11 protein-coding genes are annotated in these 26,765 nt (G+C 26.4%); 6 read left to right on the top strand and 5 right to left on the bottom strand.

The window, feature by feature from the left end; all coding sequences use genetic code 4:
• Positions 1–24: 24 nt before the first annotated feature.
• The gene (locus Q346_RS0102515) at positions 25–9,888 is read right to left on the bottom strand and encodes a lipoprotein 17-related variable surface protein (protein WP_027332931.1); all 9,864 of its coding nucleotides are present in this window, start codon (positions 9,886–9,888) and stop codon (positions 25–27) included.
• A 364-nt stretch (positions 9,889–10,252) separates the two neighbouring features.
• Between Q346_RS0102515 and Q346_RS0102510 the strand changes: the two genes are divergently transcribed.
• The 6 genes from Q346_RS0102510 to Q346_RS04150 all read left to right on the top strand — a co-directional run bounded on the left by Q346_RS0102510 (position 10,253) and on the right by Q346_RS04150 (position 22,866).
• Positions 10,253–20,935: a GA module-containing protein gene (locus tag Q346_RS0102510; RefSeq protein WP_027332930.1), complete on the top strand. Its 10,683-nt coding sequence runs from the start codon at positions 10,253–10,255 to the stop codon at positions 20,933–20,935.
• Between the two features lie 173 nt (positions 20,936–21,108).
• Positions 21,109–22,041, top strand: coding sequence for a cytochrome ubiquinol oxidase subunit I (locus tag Q346_RS0102505; protein WP_027332929.1), 933 nt, complete (start codon positions 21,109–21,111; stop codon positions 22,039–22,041).
• Positions 22,042–22,110: 69 nt separating this feature from the next.
• On the top strand, positions 22,111–22,299 hold the full coding sequence (locus Q346_RS0102500; RefSeq protein ID WP_027332928.1) for a hypothetical protein: 189 nt from the start codon (positions 22,111–22,113) through the stop codon (positions 22,297–22,299).
• A gap of 24 nt (positions 22,300–22,323) precedes the next feature.
• Complete coding sequence (locus Q346_RS04155) at positions 22,324–22,470, top strand: hypothetical protein (protein WP_155946930.1); 147 nt, start codon at positions 22,324–22,326, stop codon at positions 22,468–22,470.
• Between the two features lie 59 nt (positions 22,471–22,529).
• Positions 22,530–22,718 (top strand): hypothetical protein, encoded by a 189-nt coding sequence (locus tag Q346_RS0102490; RefSeq protein WP_027332927.1) that lies wholly within the window; start codon positions 22,530–22,532, stop codon positions 22,716–22,718.
• A 1-nt stretch (position 22,719) separates the two neighbouring features.
• A complete protein-coding gene (locus Q346_RS04150; protein WP_155946929.1) occupies positions 22,720–22,866 on the top strand; it encodes a hypothetical protein in 147 nt (48 codons plus the stop codon).
• Positions 22,867–22,935: 69 nt separating this feature from the next.
• On the opposite strand, the gene Q346_RS0102480 is transcribed toward Q346_RS04150, so the two are convergent.
• The 4 genes from Q346_RS0102480 to Q346_RS03855 form a co-directional block, all read right to left on the bottom strand.
• Positions 22,936–23,907: a lactate/malate family dehydrogenase gene (locus Q346_RS0102480; protein ID WP_027332926.1), complete on the bottom strand. Its 972-nt coding sequence runs from the start codon at positions 23,905–23,907 to the stop codon at positions 22,936–22,938.
• Between the two features lie 55 nt (positions 23,908–23,962).
• Complete coding sequence (locus Q346_RS0102475; protein ID WP_051521799.1) at positions 23,963–25,168, bottom strand: AEC family transporter; 1,206 nt, start codon at positions 25,166–25,168, stop codon at positions 23,963–23,965.
• Positions 25,169–25,343: 175 nt separating this feature from the next.
• Positions 25,344–25,469 carry a hypothetical protein gene (locus tag Q346_RS04245; protein ID WP_280513012.1) on the bottom strand — a complete coding sequence of 42 codons (126 nt, stop codon included), beginning with the start codon at positions 25,467–25,469 and terminating at the stop codon, positions 25,344–25,346.
• A 66-nt stretch (positions 25,470–25,535) separates the two neighbouring features.
• Positions 25,536–26,711, bottom strand: coding sequence for an AEC family transporter (locus Q346_RS03855; RefSeq protein WP_051521798.1), 1,176 nt, complete (start codon positions 26,709–26,711; stop codon positions 25,536–25,538).
• Positions 26,712–26,765: the final 54 nt, after the last annotated feature.

The raw sequence follows: 26,765 nt of genomic DNA, 5'->3' as shown, positions 1-26,765 counted from the left end.
TTTAGCTTGTGTTTCTTGTGCGATTTAAGTAACAAAATTATCTTTATTAATTTCAGATCTAATTACATTTTGGCTATCTGGATAAGTAATAGTTTTAGCCACTTGCTCATTATCAATTAATTGGTCTAATCTTTGATTTTCACTTAAAGTATTTACAGTCGCACTTTTATCTACAGTTAATGATTCTAAGTTTTCTTTAGTAGATCTAAGTTGATAACTTAAAGCAACTGCACCAGTTTCTTCATTTGTATTGGTAATACTTGAAACAGTTGCGTTAGCATCTGTAAGTGTTTTAAATTCAATATCACTTGTTAAAACTTGTGAAGCAGTTTTACTTTGATTTACACCATTTTTTAAACTTGGTTGTGAATCAAGAGCAGTTAATCTCGCTAATTCATCTTCTTTTCTTTGACTTCCATTCAATTGTACATTAGATAAATTAGTGGTTTTGGTATCTATATCAGATTTATTGAATAAATTAGTTTCATCTTGTGAAGTTTCCAAAGTGTTTAATAAATCTTTTGCAGCACTTAATGCATTATCATATGAATTTTGATTGCTATTAGTTTCATAAATATAATCTTCAGATTGTTTAACAGCATTCTCCTTAGCAATTTCAGCTCTTAATGCTTTCATTGAATTATTGAGCGCACTATTAACTTGATCTTGACTTTCGATTGCACTTACTGAATTAAGCGCATCGATTTTCTTAATTGCTAAATCTTTTTGATTTTGAGCTAATGAAGTGTAGTTAGTGTTAATGTTATTTTTGGCTTTGGTTTTAGCCGCTTCAACTCTTTCAACACCATCTAAGGCATTTACTGCATTATTAATAGCGGTAATTGCATTATTAACTTCTTCTAAAGATAAATTATTTCCTTGTTCATAATTATTTGCATTATCTCTTTGCGTAATTAAGTTATCCAAAGTACTTTGATTGCTTGCTTCAGTATAATCAATTCCTTGTTTAATTTCTGATAAATTGCTTGGAGTTTTTTTGTATGTTGCCATTGCTGTATCTAAATTGGTTGCATTAGTCACAACTTCATCTAAATTGTTTAAATCAGCAGCATCAATTTTAGCTAATCAAGTATCTTTTTGAGCTTTGTTTAAATTAGTTAAAGCTTGAATTTTCTTTTTAGCTTCTAACTTTTGTTGATTATTTTGGTCTAATTCTTTTAAAATCTCCACTAATTTTCAATCATAACTTTTACTTGGAGTATTGGTGTCAATTTGAGCATTATTAATTTTGGTTAATAAAGTATTTTTATCATCTTGACTTAAAGTTGAATTATTAACTTTATCTCTAGCATTTTCTTGCATTTTAGTAAATGCATTGTTTAAAATTTCAGCTTTTTTAGTTGATTGGGTAGTTAAGAAATCTTTTGGTAATTCATTAACTTTCTGAATAAAATCATCTTTTTGATTATCTTTTCATAAGTCAAAATTATTTAAATTACGTTTAAATTCTTTTCTATCTCCATCTAATGCATCTTTAGTTTGATTTAAGGAAGAAGTTAATGTACTAATTTGAGTTATTTTGTCATTAATTTGTTCTGTAATATCAGTGTCAGCAAAGTTTTGTTTTAAGCTGTCATTAATTTCATTTTTAGCGCTTATAATTGCTTGATCATATTTAGATTTTTCAGTTGCATCTTCATTAATATAACGACTATTAGTTGTTTTTTCAGCTTCTAAAGTACTAATTAAATTATTTAAATCAGTAAGTTTACTATTTAAGTTTTCCACATTAGCAACTAATTTTTTAGCTTCAGTTAAATTAGCTGTTTTAGCAACTTTATCTTTTAAAGTATTGCGTTGTTCTTGAGTTAAAGAAGTGAAAGTATTAATTTTATCTTTTAAAGTTTGTAATTGTTGTTCACCATCCAAATCATTAACTGCTTGTTTAAAGTTATTTAATTTAGTTTGCAATTCTTCTAAATTAATATTTGTTGCATTTTCATTAATTAAAGGACTAAAACTATCTAACGCATTATCTAAAGCTGTTTTTAAATTATCTTGAGCAAAAATGTATTTAGGTTGATTTTTATTGAAAGTTTGATTAAAGCCTTTTGCTTGTTTGTCTAAAGTATCATATGCTTTAGCATTAGTTACAACTTTTTCATTTTCACTGTCAGATTTATTGGTGCTTAATTGATCTTTAAAGGCTTGATTTTGTTGGTTGTTAATTGAAGTTAATTTATTAATTTGATTGCTTCAATTTTGTTTTTTAGCTTCTTTTAAGACAGAATTTTGTGTATTACTTTGATCTGTAGTTTCACCATTATTATTAATAATTGCATTATTAATAATTTGGTCTTTAAAGTTAGTTTTTTCTGTTTCTGATAAATCACTTAAGTCTTGAATTGCCTCAATATAAGGTTTTTTAGCTTTATTAGCATTTGTTGCTTGTTCAACAATTGCATTAATTAAGTTTTCTTTAGTATCACTATTATTTGGAACTTGCTTAATTTTATCAATTAAAGCTGTTTTTTCATTTGGATTTAAATATGGTAAGCCATTAATTTGGTTAATTGCATTATTTTGTAAACCGTCTAAAGCATCATATAAGTTATCTAATGAATTAGGTACATTTCTATTTGCAATATATTGATCTAATTTGCTTGTACCATCATCAGTTGTTGAAGTTAATAAAGTTTTAGCTGCTTCATAAGTGGTTTTAAAATTATTTTTTGCACTTTCTGTGGCATTGGTGTATTTTGCATCAGAAGTAGTAGTATTTGCATATTTAGTAACTAAACCTGATAACTGCTTCATCTTATTATTTAAATCACTGTATGAATTAAATTTAGTTTGCGCATCTTCTTTTGAAGTTGCACTATTAATTAAAGTTTTTAAATTCTCTTTTTGTTTTGGATTTAAATATGTGTAAGTTTGAGCAATTTGGTTTATTAATTCTTGTTTTTGAGTTTCTAATAATTTACCGTTTACATCATTAACATTATTTTGTTGGTCAATTAAATCCTTAAATTTAGTTTTTTCCTCATTACTTAAATGTTGTGAATTGTTAATGTATTCTTTAGCCTCGCGTTTTGCTTTATCTAAAGTAGTTAAGAATCCGTCAATTGTAATTGAACCAGTTCTTAAAGATTTTTGATCCTTTAAATTATCTCTAGTTGATTCTAATTTATAGTTAATTACTAATTGTCCTGTTGCATCATTAGGACTTAATTCAATATCAGTAAAACTTGCTTTTTGATTTTCATCTAAATTGTTGAAAATAACATTTTGAATACTTGATGGTAAAACATTTTCTTTATTTTGAATTTCTTGAATAGTTTTAGCAATATTGGAATCATTAATAATTGCATTTAATCTATCCGCTTCAGTCATTAAATTATTTAAATGATATGTTCTGTTGCTTGAAATATCATTTACTCTACTTGAAATAACTTTATATTTAAGAGTCAATTCACCAGTTTTATCATTTGCAACTATAGCTGCTCCATTTGCTTCATCAAGCGCTAAAGTAGCGTCTTGTAATTGTGGATTTACAGGTAAATAAGTTTGTCAATTGTTTTTATTAGCCAATAAATCTGAAGCCATTTTTAAGGTTTTTGAAGGCACAAAATTAACTGCTAAATTATTAATTCTAGTTTGTTCAGTTTCAAAACCACTTAAGGTATATTTATTAACAATTTTTTGTTCTTCTGCACTTAGAGTTTTTTTAGTTAATAAACTTGCTAAATCATAAGTATATGAAATATCATCTAAACCATCTTTAGTTGAATTTAAAGTTACTTTAACACTTCTAGTTCCGTTTCTATAGTTGTCACTAGTTAAATTTAATAATTCATATTGTGAACTTATTTTATAGTTATTGGCATTGGCAATTGAAAGATATTTAGTTTGTAATTCACTTGGATTAATAGTTGAATTTGCTTTATTTGGCTCACTATAATTAAGTGAAATTACATTTTTAAATAAGTCTTCTAATCTTTCTTGTTCTGTCAAGAAGCCTGAAGCTGTAAAGCTTGAACTTTTAGCTGAAACAACTTCATTTGCTTGAGCAGCTTCTTCTTGAATAGTAATTAAATCTTGTCTATCAGATTTTAAAGTATAGTCATAGGTAATTTGACCATTTCTATCATCTTTATTAGTGATATTTGGAATTTCTTTAAAGCTTGCTTTTTGCACGTTACTGTCTTTAAAGCTAATATTAAAGTCAGTGCCATAAGTTACTTCAGTTGGCACTTTTTTGTTAGTAATAGTTAAAATTGCATTGGCTTGAGTTAATAATAAATCTAATCTTTGTTTTTCAGTTTGGAAACCTTCAATTTCTGCATATTTAACATCTGAATAAATATTTGTTGAAGTTTTTGATTTTAGTCTATAAGAAACTTTTAATTTACCAGTGATATCATTGTAACCAACAATAGTTTTATCAACTATTTCAGCATTTTGACTACTTTGAATATCTCATTGTAGATTTTCGGCATTAGTTAATTTTGAAGCTTGATTTTGTTTTTGCTCTGCAGTTGCTTTAACTGTTACAGAATTAATTCCATCTAATCTTTCTTTTTCTGCTTGATCACCAGTTTTAAAGCCTCTAATTATTGCTTCTTTAGTATCAGAAGTTAAAGATTGATCATTTGCATCTTTTATAACATATTTAACTGTTGCGGTTCCATCAGCATCATTTTTAACAATTTGCTTAATTTCAATTTGATCAGTTGTAATTTTTGGACTACCTAAAGAATTATTATAAACAATGGTTTTATTTACATTGCTTTTAACAATTTGACTTGGAGTAATTTTTGATTTATTATCATAATCAAAGGTTGCATTATATTGATTTAATTTAGCTTTAGTTAGGATTTTATCAACAGCTGCTTGCTTAGTTTCACTTGTTTGTAAATCAGAAACACCATCAATTTCTGATTTATATTGTTGTTTTTGTGCATCTGTTAAATAGCTTAATCCTTGAATATCATTTTTTGCTTTAGTTTTAATTCCATCAAGTAAAGCAAAACTATTATTTAATGAACCACTTTGGTTAATACCACCAATTAAAGTATTTAATGAAGGATTAGTAGATCCATTATTTGTAGCTGAAGTAATTAAATCATCAGCTGAATTTAAAATAGTATCAAATTGACTTTGATTAGTTGCACTTGTGTAATCAACACTAGATTTTTTGCTTGTGTATTCATTAACTAAATCTTTCAATTTTTTCATTGAATTATTTAAGTCAACATTTTCTTTTTTGGCAAAAATAGTTTGTGCTTCTTGACTGCTTGTAGCATTTTGAATTTTTTCAAATAATTCCTGATTTTGTTTTGGATTGAAATGTTGATAAGTAGCAGTTAATTTGAAAATTTCGTTATCTTTTGCTTCTTGTTTGTTTAATTCATCAAGATTTGTAGCATTATTGACTGCATCTATTAAGGTTTGTTTTTGACTATCAGTAATTTTATTTTGATCTTTAGCTTGATTAATTTTTTCAATTAACTCTGCCTTTTTATCATTAATTGCTTTTTGTGCACTAGTTAAAAATCCATTAATTGTTGCTGATTTAGAATCTGATTTAATTTTTTCATCTGCTGGTAAATAACTAAATTTTGAATCAGTTGAAACTAATTGATAGTTAAAACCAACAGTTCCATCAGTGTCATTTTTGTTAATATCATTCTTGATAACATCAACATTGTTTTGAGATAAATTATTGGTTATTGAAGATTCTGTAATTTTTGAAGGTAATGTTGTTTTTTTGCTTGGATAATCAAAAGTTAAATTAATTGCATTTAATCTTTGTTTTTCTGTAGTAATTTCATCGCCATCAAGATTATCATAAGCGCTTGTAGCAGCAGATTTTAATTGATTGTATTGACTAATATAATTTTCAATAAAGTTTGTGTAATCTGTAGGTGCTGTTGTTGGTTGTTCTAATTTGTTTTTATTGGTATTTAATTTAGCATTAAGATTAGTTAAAGCAGAATCAAAAGCAGATTTTCTTCCTTTTGATCCATTAGTATAGTCAGTGGTTGAATTTGCAGAATTATAAGTAGTAATTAGAGATAAATCATTTGCACCGAAATTATCATTTAAAGTTTTAGATTTTTCATAAATTTCTTGTCTTTTACTTGCATCTGCTGCTTTAATTTGATTAATTACAAGATTTTGTAAATCAGTAGTGAAATACTCTAATTGTTTTACTTTATTAATTAAGATATCACCATCTAAAGCATTATAAGCATTAGTTAAATTTTCTTGTAATTTAGCAATTTGTGTTGGATTTATATTTGATCCTTTATTATTTAATAATGAATCAGCAGCTGTTTTATAAACATCAAAATTACGTTTTTTATCTGGAGAAGCAAAATTATATTTATCTGTATTAGTTTTTAAATTAGTTACATAAGTTTTTAAATTTTGTGTTGCATCATTTACACTGTTAATAGATTCTTTATATTCATTAACTGCGTTTTCATCAGCAAAATTTTTAGAAAGAATGTCCTTTTTAAATGCTTCTTTTTGTTTTTGAGTTAAAACATTATTTTCATTATTATTTAATGTTGGAGAATTTAAATAATCAATCAATTGTTTATGATAATTATTTTGTTTTTCTAACTCATCCACAATAGTTTTTAAATTTTTGTCATTACCAAAATATACTCAATCATCTTGAGCATTATCAGTTTGATTTCTATAGAGTTCAGCATTATCAATATTACTTGAAGCAGCATTTTTTAATGCTTGTGAAACATATGAAAAACTTTTTATTTTTTCTTTTGCTTTAGTTTTAGCTTGTCCAAATGCTTCATTAATTAAAGATGTTAATTGATTATTAATAGTAGTTCTATTATCACTTAATTGATAGCTGGCTTCATTATAAGTAAAGTTTTTATCATTTGGAATTTTTTGAAGGAATGAATTTTTTGCACTTTCATCTAAATAATTAAATGAATTAATGTCTGAAGTAAATTGTGTTTTATTTCCATTTAATTCTAGAATTTTATCAATTCAATTGTTTTTTAAATTACTTGCATTTTGTGTTTTAAAAGTATCCAAATTGCCTTGTGAATAAAAAGCATAAGATGAATCATTTGATACATTATTGTTGTTCTGCAATTTTGTAACAAAATTGTTATATCAAACATTATCAATGGTTGGTTTACTACTTGTTTTACCATACACCAATTTATCATTTTTAATATTTTCAATAATTGGTTGAATCTTTTGAATTTCATCATATAAAGTAGATAAAGCTTTTATTTTGTTTAAAATTGTGTTTTTATTACTTTGATATTGTGTATTATTAGCCGGAACAAAAGTGGTTATATCATAAGGAGTATTATATCTTGAAAGCACAGAATTAATTGCATCAATTATAAATTTAGTACCTTGTATGTAATTATAATTACTTCAATTCTTATTAGTAATACTTTGACTATTTAAAGTATTAATGAATTCATTTTCTAAATTATTTTTACCTGTTTGTTTTATTTTAGTAATAACATCATTTACATCTGATATATATTTTGTAACTTCATCCGCAGTTTGTAAAGCAACTTTTGAATCAATGTTTCTGTCTACTGCTTCACGATTTAAGTTTAATTCTGATTGTAAATCATATTTTTTTGCTGCAGAAGTGTTGCTGCTTCATCCTTCAATTTCTAATAATTTTAAAGCTTGTCCTTTAGCTTCTCTTTGATCTGCAAAAGCAAAAAGAACTTTATTGCTAATTTCACTATTTCAATCCGTTTTATCTGTTGTGCTTACAACTAAATTTCTTAATTCAGCTCTTTTTGCTTCTGCTTGCCCTTGTAAATTATTTAAATTAGAAATTTGCTCCTTGAAATATTCAAATCATTTAGGATCATTGAAAGAATATGTGGTTTTATTAAAGTTTTCATTTTGCTCAATTTGTGATAATAAATAATTAATTTGTTTAATAGTTAATCATTTATTTTTCTTTCTATCATTTGCAAATCTTTTTAGTTTTTCATAATCTGTTAAATCATAGCTAATTTCATTAAAATTAAGGTATCCATCATCATCTGTTGTATTAAAAGAAAAAATATTTGGATTTTGAGTTGAATAAGAATTTTCAGAAACAATTTTTCATTTTTTATAATCTTCAGAATTTACAAAACTAGTTTTAAGTCTTAAATTATTTATATTTGAATATTGAGTCAAGGAATCAACATTATTTTTGGTTTTATACTCTGAAAGAATTTTATCTTGATTTATTGCTTCATTATACTTTGATTTATTCACTGAATGAATTAGTCTTTCAGTTCCATTATTATCTTGAATTAAAGATAAAGTGGTATTAGGTAATTTATCATTATCTAAAAGGTATTCGCTTTTAACCAATTTTTCAGTGGTATTGAATTTAATATTTTGATATGCTTGACGATCTGCCATTTTCATAAATGAACCAAATTGTCTATCAGCTCAACCACTTGATTCGTATTTAAATTGTCCAAATCCAATATATGTTTTTTTAGCGGAAGCATCTCTTGAAAGAGGATTAGAATTATTTCCACTACGTACTTCATTCTTATCAATTGTGTTTGGATTTCTTTTTACTGTAAATTCTAATTGTAATGATGGTGTAAAACCAGCAGTAGATTCATACTCTGATTTTATTTCCAAAATCAATAATGAACCTGCATTATTATTAAGAGAATTATAGATATAGTTATTATTATCTTTATATTGTTTTTGATATAAACCTAATTTATATTCATCTCCATTATATGCAACTGGCGCATATTTTCAATCACCTGACAATGATGGCTCATCATGAATAATCATGTTAGCAATGGTTCTTTTTCTGAAATAATCGTTATTAACCCCACCTCATAATTTTCCATATTGATCAGTAATATTTTGATTTATTTCTTTTGGAAAGGTTTTATAAAAAGAACCATAATGCATTGAATTTAATCAAGTTTTACCTGTTGTATATCTTTTTTTGTCAGAAACATAATATCTTGTGAATTGTGCATATTCATTATTTGGATTAGAACTATAGAATTTAAAGCCTGAACGATTATCGCCTTGTCTAAATACACCTGTATAGTCATATGATTTAGAAATTCAAGGATTTATTCGATATTTATTTTCTTCTTTTCCGTATCATGTGGCGCTGCCTCTATCGTCCCTAATGTCATTCACATCATATTTTTCATCAATTGAAATATTATAAGTTTTAACATTTTGTGGATTTGCAATTGCTTCTTGAAATTGTCCATTTGAATTTCTTGTGGAAAGAATAGCTTTAATATTTCCAGTTAGAATTAAATCTTCAGAAATTCAAAGTCCTACAAAAAACTTTCTATCATCAGATCTTAATTTGTCAACATTAAAACCAATTCTGAAAGATTTTGTATCATTTACAGAATCTCACCCATCGCCGTTAAAAAATGAAGAATCTTGATTATTGTTTCTTTGTCAGTTATATCTTGTATCAATTAAGTTGCTACTTAAAACTAAAGAAGGATTCAATAAATCTCATGCAGGATTATAACTATTTTCACCATATCTATCTCTTTTTGCCTTATTTGCATTATAGTCGTACAATCTATATCAATTATTTCTATTATTGATATAGTATGCAGATTTATCATAGCCAGATTCATTTTTACTGTAATTTGGATTTGTACCAACATAAATAGGCGCTTTTTTCTGTCCTGCAGCTCATCCTTCAAAAAACACACCTTCAACGGTATTGAAATTAGTATAAATACCATCATCTTGCACTTTGTTATATTGGCTATAACTTAGATATTTACTATCTACTACCTCTGAAGTTCCTGTTGTATTAGTTTGAGAAATAGGCAAAAAGACAAGAGGTAAAGATCCACTTGTTGCACTAATTCCCAACACAATTTTTTTAATCTTTTTTGCATTTTTCATAACACACCACCTATATATATATATATATATACTATTGCATAGTGTCAAAATTTTACTATATAAATGAAATTTAAAAATTTTATAAATAAATTAAAAAATACAAAAATATGGAATTTTTGCGTTGTTTTTTCACTTTTTAATTGTTTAATTAAGAATTCTAAATTTACCTAAATTTAAATGTTATCTATTTATTTTTAAAAAAGATAAAAAGTTATATATATATATATATATATATAAACTTATGTAAGAGTGATTTTATATGTGTTTTGAAATCATTAATAGTAACTCGCATTGGATTGAGTTATTTTTATGTTTATCTTAATGTGTTTATATTTATTTAAAAAAATAATAGGAGACTTCATTTATGAAGAAAAAAAATATATTTAGGCTTTTAGGCGCTACTCTTTCTTCATCCGTATTTTTAATTCCTTTTTCTGGGTTAGTTCCTATCTATATGGGTAAAGATACTACTGATACTAAATATGACAGTTTCTTTTATGAAGATACTGACATTTATTCTAATTCAAGATATAGTCCATATGGTTCATGAGATGGTAGTGTAGATTATAGATTTGAAGGTTATATTGGAACTCAAAATTTTGTCACTGTCGGTGATCCAACCATCACAAACAATAGAGATCCTCGTTTTTTAGACACAAAATATATTGATAGATTTAGCAAAGAAGCTAATTGAGTTGATCCTAAATCATTAGATGGTAAAAAGAGAAAATGAAAATTAATTTATCATAAACAACAACCATCTAGTTTTAGAGAAAACAGATATTTAGGTGGTTTCTATTTTTCTGAAGATATGATTTTAGCAAATGATTCAGTTGTCAAATTTTCATTTTATCCAGCTGATATTAATCAAATTGATTATGCAAATGTTTCTACAAAAGAAATTCCTGTTTCTTGAACCAAATTACCTACAAATAAGGATAATTACACTTTTATTAACCCTCTTTATTCTCAAAACCCTTATTTTGAAGATAAATGACAAAATATTGTTAACTGAGTAAATCCTGAAAATACAAGCACCACTGGTGCAGCTGGTTATAACAATAATAGTGAAATTAGATTAAGAGGATTATGAACCAATTCCGCTTATCCTTGAACTGCAGAAGAATTAGCAGTTGCCGAAAGAAATGGTTTAACTCGTGATAATCGTGAAGTAATTGCTAATAGATTAATTAACGATCCAGTTACATCACTTGGAAGGGGAAAGCCAGGTTTTTATCACAAATCTACTAAAAAAATTAATGACTTTGATGGTGGAAAGGTTGCAGCCAGATTAAAACAAGATGGTTTATATGATGAAGAATTATTAAATAATAAAGGTGCTGGTTTTTGAAATTTATTAAACCAAAATGCTGGATATATGTTCACTTTCTTCATTGATGCACCGAATGCTAGAAATAGAGGATGATTAAACAACGTCGTAGTTGTTGAATTTGAAACAGTTGATAATCCTAATTTTCAATGAAATGGCAAAACTTCTGTGCCAACCTTTTTAGGTGGGGCTTATACTCTTTTTGATGTTGGATTTAACTCTGGTTTTGAAGGTGAATCTGGATTTATCATAAGAAGTAAAAGAGCTAATTCAACTCAATACAAATTTAGAATTAAAGAAATTCTTAATTCTCAAGAATCAAATCTTTATTTACCAAAATCATTTAGACGTAGAGAAGATGATGAAATTGATAATAAATTGTACGAAGTAGGTGTTTATTACACTAATCAAGCTGGTACAGAACTTAAATTATTTGATTTAGATAGAAATCAATATAACAAAGCTAATAATCTAAAAGAATACTATAGCGAATACAATTTAAATTTAGCTCTTAACGATATTGATTTAAGCTCTTTGAAATTAAAAGCAACTATTAAAAATACTGAATTTAACAATCAATGACAAATTGCAGAGGCTAAACTTTCTTCTACAACAAAAGATTCTCAAGGTTTTTATGTTTTTAATGATTTGGTATACACTCCGCTTGTGACTGATAGGTTAAGAATCGAGCAAATGCTAGAATCTGAATTTCCTAATTTATCAGGTTGAGTTAATGATTTAGTTCATAAATTCATTGATAACGAATTTAAAGATAGAGGTGAAAATCGAAATAGTTCAGATGTTTGATTCGATGATCATAATTTAAATAGTAATAGAAAATATGTAAATACATATATGAATTTATTAAGAAGAATGATTCCTATGATTCAATTTGCATCTGATATTGATGAAATTTATTATTCTGATAGTAACAAGTCATTGTCAGTTGAGCCAAATAAATTAATTTCTCAACTTAATTTTGCTTATTCTTCTACCCAAGATTTAAAAAATATGATTGTGCAGATGCACGAATATTTAAATACTGGAAAAGAAAAATTAAAAAATAATGAAGATCTTCCATCAGGACAACGAACAGCTACTGAATGAGGTATTGAATTAAATCAAATTTTAGGCCCTAATCACCAAACCTATGATGAAGAAGTAGCAAAATTAGATGGATACAAAGTTGCTAATGACAATACAATTAGTGGTAAGATTAATGATCTCGCAACTAGTGAGTTTAGTAAAAATTATCCTGAAGCATACCAAAGTTTGACCCAAGCTGAAAAAGATAATTTAGTTAAATTATTTAAAGACAAAGCAATTGATATTATCAATAATCAGTTTAAATTGACTGCAACTAATGGTGGTATTGATAACTTAATTGAAACCAATTCAAGTACCAATTTAGAAACATTGAAGCAATTCCAAGCAGAAGTTGCTGATGCAATTTTGAAGCGTAAATATTTAAATGATTATGTAACTTGAATTAACAATAATTTAAAAAATGCCGATGGAAGTTGAAAAGAAACTGTTTTTGAAAATACTCTAAGTTCTCATGCAGATGGCGAAAAATACAATAAATTTATTGATGCTTTTGACAATGCAGAATATCAAAAAATCTTTGTAAATGATCCAAGTAAAGGCTTTTTAACTGATTATGCTAAGTTTAACAACTTGAAAACTAAATTAGATAATGGACTTAATTTATTAACTGAAAGTTTAAATGCTTTAAATGGTAATAAAAATCAAGCTCAAAAAGCAGTTGATTCATTTATTTATGTTGAAAGTGATGAAACTGAAAGACAAGACTTTGCTACTTTATTAGCAAAATTAAAAAATAACTATGAAAGTAATGATGGAACAGTTAAAGATGCTGTTTGAAGTGCAAATAATAGTGAATTAGCAGAACAAATTAATAAAATTTTTGCTAAAGCTAAAAGTAATTTAATTACAAAATTAAATGATTTAACTAATTTAACTGAAACTGATAAGGAAGAATTTTCAAGATTAATCAATGAAGCAGAACTTAATCCAATAAGTGAAGAATTTACTCAATTTGGTAATGATGCTAATTTAAAACCAATTTATGATAGAGCAGTCATAGTTGATCACATTCGCTCATTAACTAGTTTAACTGCTAAGCAAAAACAAGCTTTAATTGATCAAATAAATATTACAGATAGTAATGATAGTAATTATGTAAATCCTGAAAATTATGAAACATTCAAAACAAATGCAAGTAATTTAAATACCCAAATGAAAGCATTAAAAGATTACTATAATAAATTACCTAATTCACTTAAGCCAAATCAAAATGGTGAAATTACTGATGAGCTTTATGTTTATGAAAAAACTAAAAGTGAAAAAGACAATTACAAAAAATTTATTGATCAAACTAAAGCAGTAATTGATGATTCTGCTACTACTCCAATTACTAATAGCGCAGAAATTCAAACTTTATTAAGAAATCTTGAAGATGCTAAATCAAAATTAGATGGATCTAGTTCATATTTACCAAGACAAAATGAATTAAAATACATGACAGTTGAATTGAAGCAACAATTGTTAAAAGAAATTGACGCTATGACTGGCGACGATAGTGCTAAAGAAAGTCAATTTGCCAAAGTTAAAGCCTTAGACCTAGCGATTGGTAAGGAATTAAATAATATAAGCGATTGAAAAACCAATTATGTAGTTGATAGTAATTTAGGTTATAAAAATGCTATTGATTCACTTAAAACTGCTGCTGATAACTTAAATGCTAAATTAATTGCTGCTTACAACTTGAATTTACAAGATGGTAATGAAAATAAAGATAAATTTAATAAAGTGGAACAAAGCGATCCAAATAATTATCAAGGACTTTACACCAAAGCATTAACTAATTTCAAAGATTTAAAAGATCAATTAAGTAAACTTAAAACTAAACTTGATGAAAGCACTCGTTTATATAGTTTAACTATTAATCATACTAACAACGAACCAACATTGTTTGCAACTAATGTGGCTAAAAATTATGCAACTGATCAAAGTCCTTTTAGTGTCGCAATTAATGATAACGATTCACAAGCAACTATAGAAAATATTAAAGTAGTTGCTGCTAATGATGTAGATGGTAAACTTGAAATTACTTATGAAATAGTTTCAACTAAAGCTAATTTAACTGATGTTAAAACTAAAGTGCAAACTTACGCTTTTAAAGCAGATACTAAAGATAATTATCAAACTGAAAAACAAAGATTAAATACTATTGCTAATAGTATTAATAAAGATTCAAGTAAAATTAATCTTAATTTTACAGCTGCAAATGAATTAGCCAATTCAACAACTGCTACAACTAAAACTAATTATTCATATCCAAATGCAACAAATGACAAATTAACTTTTGATATTAAAAATATTAATCCCGAAGCTGATTATGGTAGAAGCACTTTAAACTTCACTTTAACTTCTACTAAAACTAAAGAAGATTTATTCTGAAGAAGTGATAATAATTTAACAAATATTACTTATACTGCTCCACAATCTGATGCTAATAGTGTAATGATTACTGGATTTAAAAATGGTGAAAAAACTAGATTAGATAGCTTAAATGGTTATAGAATTGACAGAAGTAATAAATCTGACATTTTAGCTTCTCAAGTGGATTTAAATGATTTAAATAGCGATAAATGAACTTGAAGTCCTGAAACAGATGGTCAATATACCTTTGTTGAAAAAAGAATTGTTGCTTATAACGATATTACTGGACAAATTAAATTAGGTTTTAAATTACAATCAGCTAAAGAAAATCTTCAAACTGTGAAATCAGAAGAAAAATATGTAACTATTTCTGGTTTTAAAACTGAAGTAGACAGAATAAATGAATTAGTTGATAGTGCTGATCCTAATTCTGTTATTAGTCAAAAATCAGGAACAACAAACAAAAAAACTTCTGAATTAACATTAGCTGATTTTGATACTAATTATCCAGATTCTCTTACTAATCAAAATGTTGAAATTAATATTGGTCCATTAATTTATGATTTTGAGGATACAGGAGAAGCATACCTAGCTTATCAATTAATTTCAACTAGAAAAGATTTAGTTTCAAAAAACTGAGAACCTGCTGTTGCTAAGGTAGATCCTATTAAATCTAAAATATCTGATTGAGCAGAGTTTGAGGGTTATTTAACTCCTCGTTCTGAAGAAGCTAATCGTTTAGACGCATTAAAAGTTTCATATCAAAATAAAAATGCACAACTTATGCCTTCTGAAATTTCGGCTACTAACATTGATAGTGCTTTAGCTGTAATTTTACCTGATAATAGTGAGGCTAAACTAGTTGATTTAACTATTACTAATCAAGATGATCGCAGTGGTAATCTAACTATTTCATATAAATTAAGATCAACTAAAGATAATTTTAGAGATGTAGAAACCGCAGATAAAACTTATACTTTCAAATTAGCAACTAAGGATAAATATAAAACTGAGCAAGAAAGAATTGATGCTCTTAGTTATCAACCTACTTTAAAAGAAAGTGCTAAATTAAATAAAACTGCTTCTGAAATAGAACCAAGCGATATTATTTTTGCTACAAGCGAAACAGATGAAGCTTATGAAGTTAAAATTGTTTCAAATTCTATTAATGATAAAACTGGAGCATTTACCGTTGAATACAAGATTAAATCAAAAAGAACTGGTTTAGATGATATTGTTTCTACTCAAGTAAGAACTGCGGCTTTTAATACTTTAACTGAAAGTGAAAGATTAAACAAAGTAATCAATGATAATACAATCACTAAGGAAATTACTTATACAGGCAAAAAAGCCCAAAATAAAGTTTTAGCTTCAGAAGTAACTAAAGAAATGTTGAGTCCAAATCAAACATCATTAAGTGATTCAAAAGCTAAAATCACAATTACTGATGTAAAACCAGATCCAAAAAATGATCAACAAGTAATTGTTACTTATAATTTAACTTCTACTAAAGATAATTTAAAAGATGTTACTTCAAGTATCACTAAAGAAATTACTATTGCTGGTTTCCAAAGCCCAATTGAAAGAGAAAAAGAAATCATTGATGCCTATACCAATGATGAATTTGTTGGTTTAGGTGATGCAAGTCAATTAGCTTCTACTTTCAATAATGCTACTAAATATAATGATATTAACTTAACTTTCAAAACTCCAGATAATCATACTAACGAAAGAATTAGCATCACAAATGTAAGTGGTTATAATGATGTAATTGGAGCTTTAAAAGTTGAATTTAAAGTTATTAGTAACAAAAATGGTCAAGATGTCGTTTCAGAAACAAAAGAAATTATTATTAATAATTATTTAAGTGAAAAAGGTAGATTAAATAACTTACGTCAAGAAATGTATAATCAAAATATTAATGTTGATTATCCACAAAAATCATTATTGATGCCTTCAAAAGCAACTACTGATAATAATTTAAGCAATTTCTACTATACTCAAAGTACCCAAAATAAAGCTGAATTAATTAATATTTCTAAAGTAAGTGTTGATGATAATGCAGGAATTGCTAATATTGCAGCTGAACTTAGATCAACCAAAACTCAAGATCAATTAATTTCTAATTGAGCAGTTGATCCTAATACTCCTTTTGTAAAACCTGTTTCAGATAATAATGATTTAGGTTCTATTAGTGTATCTGGTTTTAGAACTAAAGCAGAACAAGATAAAATTGATCAAGAAGCAGAAAAAGCACGTTTAAACAATTTAACTGTTGTATTAGATTATGAAAACAAAACTACCACTTTACCTTCAAATGCAGTTATTGACAAAGTAATTGCAACTATTCAAGAATCTAATCCAGAAGCCGAAGTTGTAATTGATAGTATTGATGCAAGACATGAAATTGATGGTTATATTGGAATTACATACCATTTAGTTTCTCAAAAAAGCGATGAAGTTTATAAAAATGTAGTTTCAGATAATAAATACGCACAAATTAAAGGCTTTAAAACTGAGCAAATGCGTCTTGATGAAATTATAAAAAACTTAGCAATTGAAGCTGGAATTAAAAATCTTGCAAGCGACCAATATAATAAATGAACTGCATCAAAATTATTAAAAGATTTAATTTTAAATAAATTAGAAACTAATAAAGATACAAGCTATAACTTAAAAGTAGTAGATAAATCAGCTAATGATAATACAGGTAAAATTAGTTATACTTGACAAATTATTTCTAATAGAGGTGTGGTTCATTCACAAAACTTAAATACTGTAACTTCAAGCAGTGAACATAATCAATCAGGTACTTTAAGCGGCTTTAAAACATTAGCGCAAATTGAAAAAGAAAGATTAGATTCTCTTGATTTTAGTGACAAAGTTGAAAATGGTGTTCTTTATCGTATTGATTATCCAAATAAAGCAAATGAACAAGCTTCAAGTTTAAAAGACGCAACCACTAATTGAACTTGAAATACATTTGATAGAGATAATTATGAATTTACTAATCAACAAATTGTTGGTTACAATGATTTAACTGGCGAAATTCGTTTAAGCTTCCAAATCAGATCAACTAAACCAGACTTTAAGTCTGTAGTTTCTGATACTAAAGAAATTATTATTAGTGGTTTTGAAACAGAATTACAAAGATTAAATAAATTAGTTGATACTAATCCATATAACATTTCATTAAATGACACTGTTAATAAAGCAAATGAAAAAGCTTCAACTTTAACTAAAGATGATTTTAGTGCTGCAATTAAAGAAAATGGCGATAACACAAGCAATCATATTTCTGACTTACTTCTAACAGATGCTAATGATAATACAGGTAAAATTGGAGTTAAATACAAATTAATTTCAAATAGAAAAGTAAATACTGATCAAACTGATTTGAAAAAATTAGTAAGTAATTGAAAAGAAACTTTCGATGAACAACAAGTAATTTCTAAAGAATCAACTCCTGTTAATTTTGCTGGCTTCTTAACTAATACTGAAGAAGAGAAAAGAAGAATTGAAGATTTCTTACCACAAATTGCGCTTGATTTTGCAAACCGCAATCAATATTTACCACTTTATAATAAAGATGATGTAATTGATTCAAAAGTAATTGTTAAATTAAACAGCAATGAAAATTTAGAACAACATAATATTAAAGTTAAAGAAAATTCATTAACTATTACTGAGCGTGATGATCGTGAAGGTTATATTAAAGTTACTTATACTTTACAATCAACCCAACCAGGTTTAGAAGGTGCTGAAATTGTTATTAATCAAACTAGAAGTGATAATGCAACTAAATTAAGTGGCTTTAAAACTGAATTACAAAGATTGCAAGGTCTTACTTTTGATTTTGCTAATAGTATTACTAATAAAGATCAAATTCAAGCCTCAGATCCAAATATTACTATCAGTAATATGACTCAAAATGATGCTAAAACTGCCAATATTACAATTAATAATAAAACTCGTAATGATCGAACTGGTTCATTAAATGGAACTTATAGTATTTATTCAACAAGAGAAGGATTAAATGACATTCATGTTGATGACAAGACTTTTACTATTAATGGTTTCTTAACAGAACAAGCTAGAATTAATAATTTATTGGCAAATGATACAATTGAAGCTCATGCAAGTTATAAATTAAACAATCAAAATGAGATTTTACCTTCTGAATTATTAGCTAATAAAGAAGAAGTATTAAATAATTTAGGTACATATTTTGATACTAATTTAGATAATGAAGCTTTACATCAAGCAAACTTAAAAATTATTGATTTAGTTGCTAATGATACAGATGGTTCAATTACCTTCTCATACAAAATTGCTTCAACTAAAGAAAACTTAACAGATATTGTTTCTGAAAAATCCAAAACTATTACTTTAAGTGGATTTTTAACTGAATTAGATAAGTATAAAAAAGAAGCAAAAGTAATAATTGATGGTCTTGACGATTTAAATGATAATGAAAAATCTCAAGTTAAAGACAATATCGATAAAAGCACTACCAAAGAAGAAGTTGATGAGTTTGTTAAAAAAGCTAAAGTTACTGATTTAATTAATCAAATTGATAAAACCTATCCATATTTAAATCCAAAACAAAAAGCAGATTTAAAAGATAGTTTAATTAAGGCACCAGATTATAATCAAGCTCTGAAAAACTTCGAAGCCTATAGTCCAATTAATGACAAAATGAAGAAATTGCATGATTTAATTAATCACTACGATGAATTAATTGCCGATCAATCTAACATTAAATATCATAAAGCGGATAATAAAACTGATTTTGATGAAATCTTGCATAAAGCCAAAGAATTAAGTCAATCTACAACTGATAATGGACAAGATAGCAATAATCAATTTAATTTAGATAATTTAATTGATAAGCAAACTAACAGAAATTCTTTAGATGCTGCTTACCAAAGATTAAATGGTAAAGAAATTGCTTTAATTGAAACAATTAAAGCAAATGATTATTTATCAAATAATGAGAAAAATCAATTAATTGCCCAAGTTAATGAAGTTGCCAAAAATAATACAACTAATAATAGTAGCCAAGAACAAAAAGCTTTAGATGAAATTCAAGGTCAGATTGATGAAATTCAAAAACAAAAACAAGCATTAATTGATTATGTTAATCAAGATGCAATTAATAATCAAAGTAATTTAATTAATCAAAGTCAAAAAGATCACTTAATTAATCAAATCAAAACTAGCGATTTAGATGAAGCAAAAACTAATAAAGACACTGCTGCTAAATTAAATGATTTAATCAATCAAATTAAAGAATTAACAGATAAATATCCTGATGTGATTGATACTTATGAATATCAACATGCAGATCAAGATAAAAAAGATGCTTATGATGAAGCGGTTGATAATGGTAAGAAATTAATTAATAATGAAGTCCCTAAAGGCTATGACAGTCCAAATACTTCAGTTACTGAAACTCAAGAAATTTTAGATAAAATTAAGCAAACTTTCAAAGCAATGGATGATAATGCTAAGAAAATTAATGATTTATATGACAAGTTAAATGAAAAAATTATTGAGTATCAAAAAGATACTAATAATAAAGAATTACCAAAAGAAATTCAAGACATTTTAGATGAATTAGTTAATTATGGTGAAGATATTAATGATATTAATAAATTAATTGAATTAATTGAACAAGGTAAATTGCTTAAATGATTGCATGAGCAATGAAATACTTCAGATGTTAAAAATCCTAATACTGAAAAAGCAATTGAAGACTTGAATACCAATATTAATTCAGTAGTTCAATTAATTAATTTAATTGAATCAAGCAATTTAAATAGTAAATTAAATACAAGCAAAACTTTTGTGCTAAATTACAATCAATATAATTTAAATTTTGCGCAAGCTGAAATAAGTTATTTTGATGCTCTGAAAAATGTTGATAAAACTAAATTTATTGAGACAACTAATAAGTTAAATCAGTTAAATCAAATTAACTTTGTTAAATTTGCTAATAGTATCTTAAATACTTCATATTTTGATACTTACAAACCAGAAGATAATTTAAGTAAAAAACTTGTTAAAGAATTATTGAAACTTAATTATGATTCACTAAATAAAATTGAAAAATCATTATTCGAAACATTATTAAAAGATAATGCAGGCGTTAAAGAAAACCTAAGTTGACTTTGATATTTAATTTTAGGTTTAAGTACCACTCTTGCAGCTACAATGATTGGTGTTTTAGTCAAAAGAAGTAAAAAATAATTCTTAATTTAAAATCAAAAAATATGGAATTTGTATTCCATATTTTTATTTATTTTTTCGAAAATAAAAAATGATAAAAATGTTAAAAGTGCAAAATTTACATTTTTTTAAGCTAAATAATCATTTTTTATTTATTTGTTCTTTATTTTTTCTTTTGCATTTAAAATAATTAAATGACAATTAAACATAAATTTAAAAACGCAGCAAATACTTATAATTTTTTTAAATTAAAACCTAAAAAAATTAAACAAAAAGAAGCTGAAAAAGTTGATTGAAAGAAAAAATTTATACCGAAATTTACTATTTTTGATATTTCAATTTCTGGCATCTTATTAGCCATGCATATCATTGTAATGATTTTTGCAAAATGAACTATTTTAAGAGTTGTACCTATTGAATTAGAATTTATTTTTTATGTTTTATATGGTTTAATTCTTGGGCCATTTAAGGGTATGTTTCTTGCAATTATTGGTGATACTTTAACTTTATTATTAACTGGTTCAATAGGAACTTGATTTTGATTATATGCAATCATTCCTCCATTAATTGCATTTTTTAGTGGTTATTTTATTATTTGATTTAATAAATCACTAAATTTTCGTAGATATGCGATTTTGCCTATTTTATTGGTCTCATATGCAATAATTTTGACTGTTTTTTTCTTGAGAGTAAATCCAGATTTAACAGTTAATGTATCTAAAACTAAACAAATTCCCGCTTTATTAATGTTAATGTTTTTAGGAATTTATGGTTTATTTTTATTAATTTCTCTTGCATTAATGTTTTACTTTGCAAGAACTAAAAAATCAAATAAAATGATAAATTATTTATTAGTTTTTAGCTTAATAGCTATTGTAATTATTATTTTTAGATGAATTTTAGGCCCGGTTGCTTATATTGAATGATTTAATTACATTCGAAAATCAAAACCAAATGCTAAATTAAAAACTTATGGGGTTGATTATTTAATTGTAATGTATCCAATTATTTTAAAAACAGCAATTACTTTGCCTATATATGTGGCAGTTCTTGCTCCAATATTTAGAGTTTTATTAATTTTAAAAGAAAAATTTAACTCTAAAAATATGGCAAAAATGAAATATTAAAAGAAAAGCACAAAAAGAAATTGGATTAATTCTATTTTGTGCTTTTTTTCTTTTAAATATGATTTAAATATGAAATTAAAATTAATGTTATTAAAAAAAGAAAAAGAAAATCATCAACATGATTTAGACACTTTCTTAAGAGAATATATTGAAAAATATAAAAGCGAATTACTTCAATTTGGAAGTAATAAAAATCTTTATTTTTTCTCTAAATTTAATAATAACAGGATTCCTGTTAAATTTAGTAAAATATGATAAATTAATTTAAAAGGAGGCTGTCAAATGAAATATACTATAAAATCTTTTAGTGATCTTGATGTAAGCCCAAAAACTCTTGCTAAAGATAATAAGAAACTATGAGAATATATGAAAGAGCGTGGAGATTATGAAAAATTTCAAAAAATTTTTGATAATCTTGCTAAAGTTTAATCATCTTTTGTTCAAAAAATAATTAAAAAATCTCAATCTTAGGATTGAGATTTTTATTAATGTTTTTTTATTCGAAGTTTAAATCTAAACCAATTCTTGCTAAGGTTTCTTTTAATAATAAAGATTTTAATTTATCAACGGATATGAGACAAACTAAAGTTAAGGAAGAAATTAAAGAATGAATACAAAAAATTCATTATTTAGTAAAATATCATAAATTATTTAATATTTTTAAAGGGAAAGAATAATATGAAATACACTATTAGACCTATTTCTGAATTAGATACAGATCCAAAAGTTCTTGAAGAAAAAAGAAAAGCTTTGTGAAAATATATCGATGATCCTAAAAATAATAAAGTATTTAAAAGAATTTTTGATAATCTGGCTAAAGTTTAATCGTCTTTTGTTCAAAAAATAATTACAAAAAATCTCAATCCTAAGATTGAGATTTTTATTAATACTTTTTTATTCGAAGTCTAAATCTAAACCAATTCTTGCTAAAGTTTCTTTGTGTACTTTTGCTAATTTAGATGTTGATTCTTCAAATTCTTTTCATTCTTCAGCTGATAAGTGCATTTTGCTTGGTAAGTAATCATAACCATTTTTACCAACTATTACAGGGATTGAAGAATAGATACCTGCATTTTTGTAACCTTTAGGTAATTTAACACCTAATGGCATAACAATGCGTTTGTCATTAATGATAGCATCTGTAATTTCGAAAATTGAAGTTCCAATACCGAATTGAGTATTTCCTTTTCTTCCGTAAATATAGAATGCTTCTTTTTTACTGTCTTCAGCAATTTCTTTTAATTCTGATCTCTTGAATTTTCTTGCTTTGATTAAATCTTCGATGGTTGATTCACCAATTTTAACAGTTGATCAAGCTGCCATACATGAAGCACCGTGTTCTGCTAACATATTTCCATATACAGAATCGGCTGAAATATTTAATCTTTGAGCAATTAATTTTCTAAATCTTGCTGAGTCTAAGAATGTACCTGTTGAAATAACTTTTTTATATGGCATACCTGTTCCATAGTGAATAGCTGCTGCCATAACATCACATGGGTTAGCTGCCACAAGTACAATACCTTTAAAGTTTGCAGCTTTTAATTCTTCTGCAAAGGTTTTCATTAAGTTAGCATTAGCACCTGCTAAAGCTAAACGATCGTGCATTTCATCTTTTGATGCAGGAATTGAAGCTGTAATAACTACAACGTCTGCTCCTGTTGAATCTGCTAAAGTACCTGCTCTAAATTTTGAGTTGTTTCTTGGCATTAATGCTACCATGTCTTCAAAGTCGTGAGCATGTGCTTCAGCAATTTCCATTCTTTTATCAACAAGAATTCACTCTGCTTGTAAGCCACGAGCAACCGCTATGTTTACATAGGTAAATCCAACATTACCCATACCAACTACAACGATTTTTTTCATAGTTTTATCCTTTCTAAATTTATAAATTTTAATTTTGATAAATATTTTAATTTACTTATTTAGCAATTGCTAAGAAAGTAACGTGTGAAATAACTAATCAAAGTGGCATTGCTACAAGCGCCAATAATGTACTTAATGATGATACTTGAGCTGTAAATGCTGTATGTGGGTGGTTGTAAGCAACACAGTAAACCATACATACTGTAGCAGGTGGAGTTGCTGCAAGTAATACAAGCAATGTTCCTGCTGAAGCTGAAATTGCTCCAGTTGAAACTAATATCATTGTAAGAAGGAAAATTACAAGTGGTAATACAAATAATTTTCTTACTGTTGTAATTCAAACTGTAACGTCTTTGAATGCTTCTTTAAGTTTTGAAGCTGCTAATGATCCACCAATTACGATTCATGCAAGAGGTGAAATTACACCAACTGCTTTGGCAACAGTTCCGCTAAGTGCTGATAAATTACCTTTTGCGCTTGCTCAGAAGTTGTATAGTCATTTTTGTGCATTAGCATTAGTTGCTAAATGTTTTTGAACTACTGGATTAATTGCAAATTGAATTAAGAATAAGAACAATGAAATGAATAAGATAATCATCATTGGGCTAAATACTGATTTAGCTACAGATTTAACACTAATTTTTTGTTCTTTATCTGTTGAGTACATTAATTTACAGTGTGAGAATGTTCCAATCATATATGGAATACATCAAATTTGTAATAAAGCTGGAGCAAAGTCATTAAAAATAATTCCTGTAGTTGCTGCAACTAATGGATATGCAAAGAATTGCAATGATCCATACATAATCATCATTTGTGATGTAATTAATTTTTGTTTATAAATATCTAAATAATATTCTCTGTGAGCTGCTTTAGTATATTCAATTTGACCTGCAGCTAATTTTTGTTCATATAAAGCATTTGCTTTAGCTGTAATGTTTTTTGAAACTAATTGTGGTCAATATTTTACTACTAATCAGCTAATAACACCCATTACTAAGTAGTAAACTACACTAGCACCTATTACTCATCCAAGATCTTTTAAGTGTTCTGTTTTAGCTGGTTCCATGAATGCTCAAAGACAAAGGAATGGTAAAATGAAAACAATAATGAATTTAGAAATTCTACCGTTTGTTTCTTTTGTAAAGTAACCTTTTCTTGTAGCGAAGAAACCAATAGCAACAAATGAAATGGTTGCAATAACAGCACCTCATAAGCCTTGGGCAGTCAATATAGTTTTTATTGTTGATCCTATTGACATATTTCTCCCTTATAAAGTTAGTTAAATGATGTCGATTTTTCCAATAAAAATAACATCATTTAAATTATAATTAATAATTTTGCTTTTAATTACTAAAAGTCTTTTAAATGTAAAAAAAATTTTTACATATTAAAAAATGAAGCATTTCTGCTTCATTCTAAATTAATTAGTTTGATTAAACTACTACTTGCTGAAGTGCTTGAATAATAAATTCTTTGGCTTGTGTGAAATTATTAGCATCAATATTAACTCTGACAATTGATGTGTAAGTTAAATAAGAAATTAAAATTCATAATGGCATAGCGATAATAGCTAGTAAAGTTGATAATGATGATACTTCAGCTGTATAGCCTGTGTATGGATGTTTTTAATTAGTTGCAAACAATACACAAGTAGTTGCAGGAGGAGTAGCCGCTAATAAAACAAGCATTACTCCAGTTTGTCTTGAAATTAGACCAACATTCTCTGCACTTTTGACTAAATAATATTTATCATTGTGTTCAAATGCATAAGCTGCATTTTGTGCTACTTCTTGACTAACAACATCATAATTAACAACATTAAGTTTATTAGTAAATGGAATTACTAAAATTAAAGTCACCACAAAAATAAATGCAGGTAAAACCATTAATTTTCTTGCAGTAGTAATTCAAACCATTTTATCTTTAACAGCTTCTTTAAGATTTGAAGCAGCTAATGAACCTCCAATTACAATTCAAGCTAATGGTGAAACAATTGAAGTTCCTGTTTGAATTGTTTTATTAATAAATGGAAAGTTTGAGCCAAAATTACCTCAGAAATTATTAATATATTTGTTAGTTGAATTTTGGAAAAATGGAATGAATTGAATTGATCATAAAATTAATGAAATGTATAAACAAATCATCATTGGAGAAAGTAATGATTTTGCAATTGGAGCTAGATGTTTACGATTAAATTTTTCTCCTGAATACATAATTGGCACAATTGAAAAAGCACCAATCATAAATGGAATACATCATGTTTGAGCAAGTGCTAAAGTAAAACTATCAAAAATTGGTGTAGTTGATAGCGACTTAATCAATGGGTAAGCAAAAAATTGTAATGAACCGTAAACAATCATCATTTGAGTAGTAGTTAATTTTGCTCGATAATTATTAACAATATACTGACTAGCATATTCTTTAGTAATTGGATTCTCGCTATTTAAATTTTTTTCATGGAATAATTCTTCAGCTTTACGATTAATATAATTTGGAATTAATTTTGGAAAGTAATTAGTAATTACTCAAGACATAATTGAAAAAATTACGTAAAAAGCAACTGATAATCCTAAAACAATTCCTATTTCAATCGCTTTAGATGCATCGGCTTTTTGCATAAAAGCAGAAATACATAAAAATGGAAGAATGAAATTAATTGTAAATTTTGATAATCTACCATTTGTTTCTTTTGAAAGAATATTTTTTTTGGTTGCTAAATAACCAATTAAAACAAAGGAAATGGTAGCTATAATTGCACCTCACATTGCCTGAGTGCTTAAAATTTCTGTTAATAAATCCATATAAGTCCTTTTTTGATATGTGGTATTTATAAAATAAATACCATTTATCATTGT

The sequence above is a fragment of the Mycoplasmopsis gallinarum DSM 19816 genome, assembly GCF_000621085.1.
Taxonomy (GTDB): domain Bacteria; phylum Bacillota_I; class Bacilli_A; order Mycoplasmatales; family Metamycoplasmataceae; genus Mycoplasmopsis; species Mycoplasmopsis gallinarum.
The sequence above is the reverse complement of the archived record's forward strand: the minus strand, read 5'-3'. Positions and strand labels throughout refer to the sequence as shown.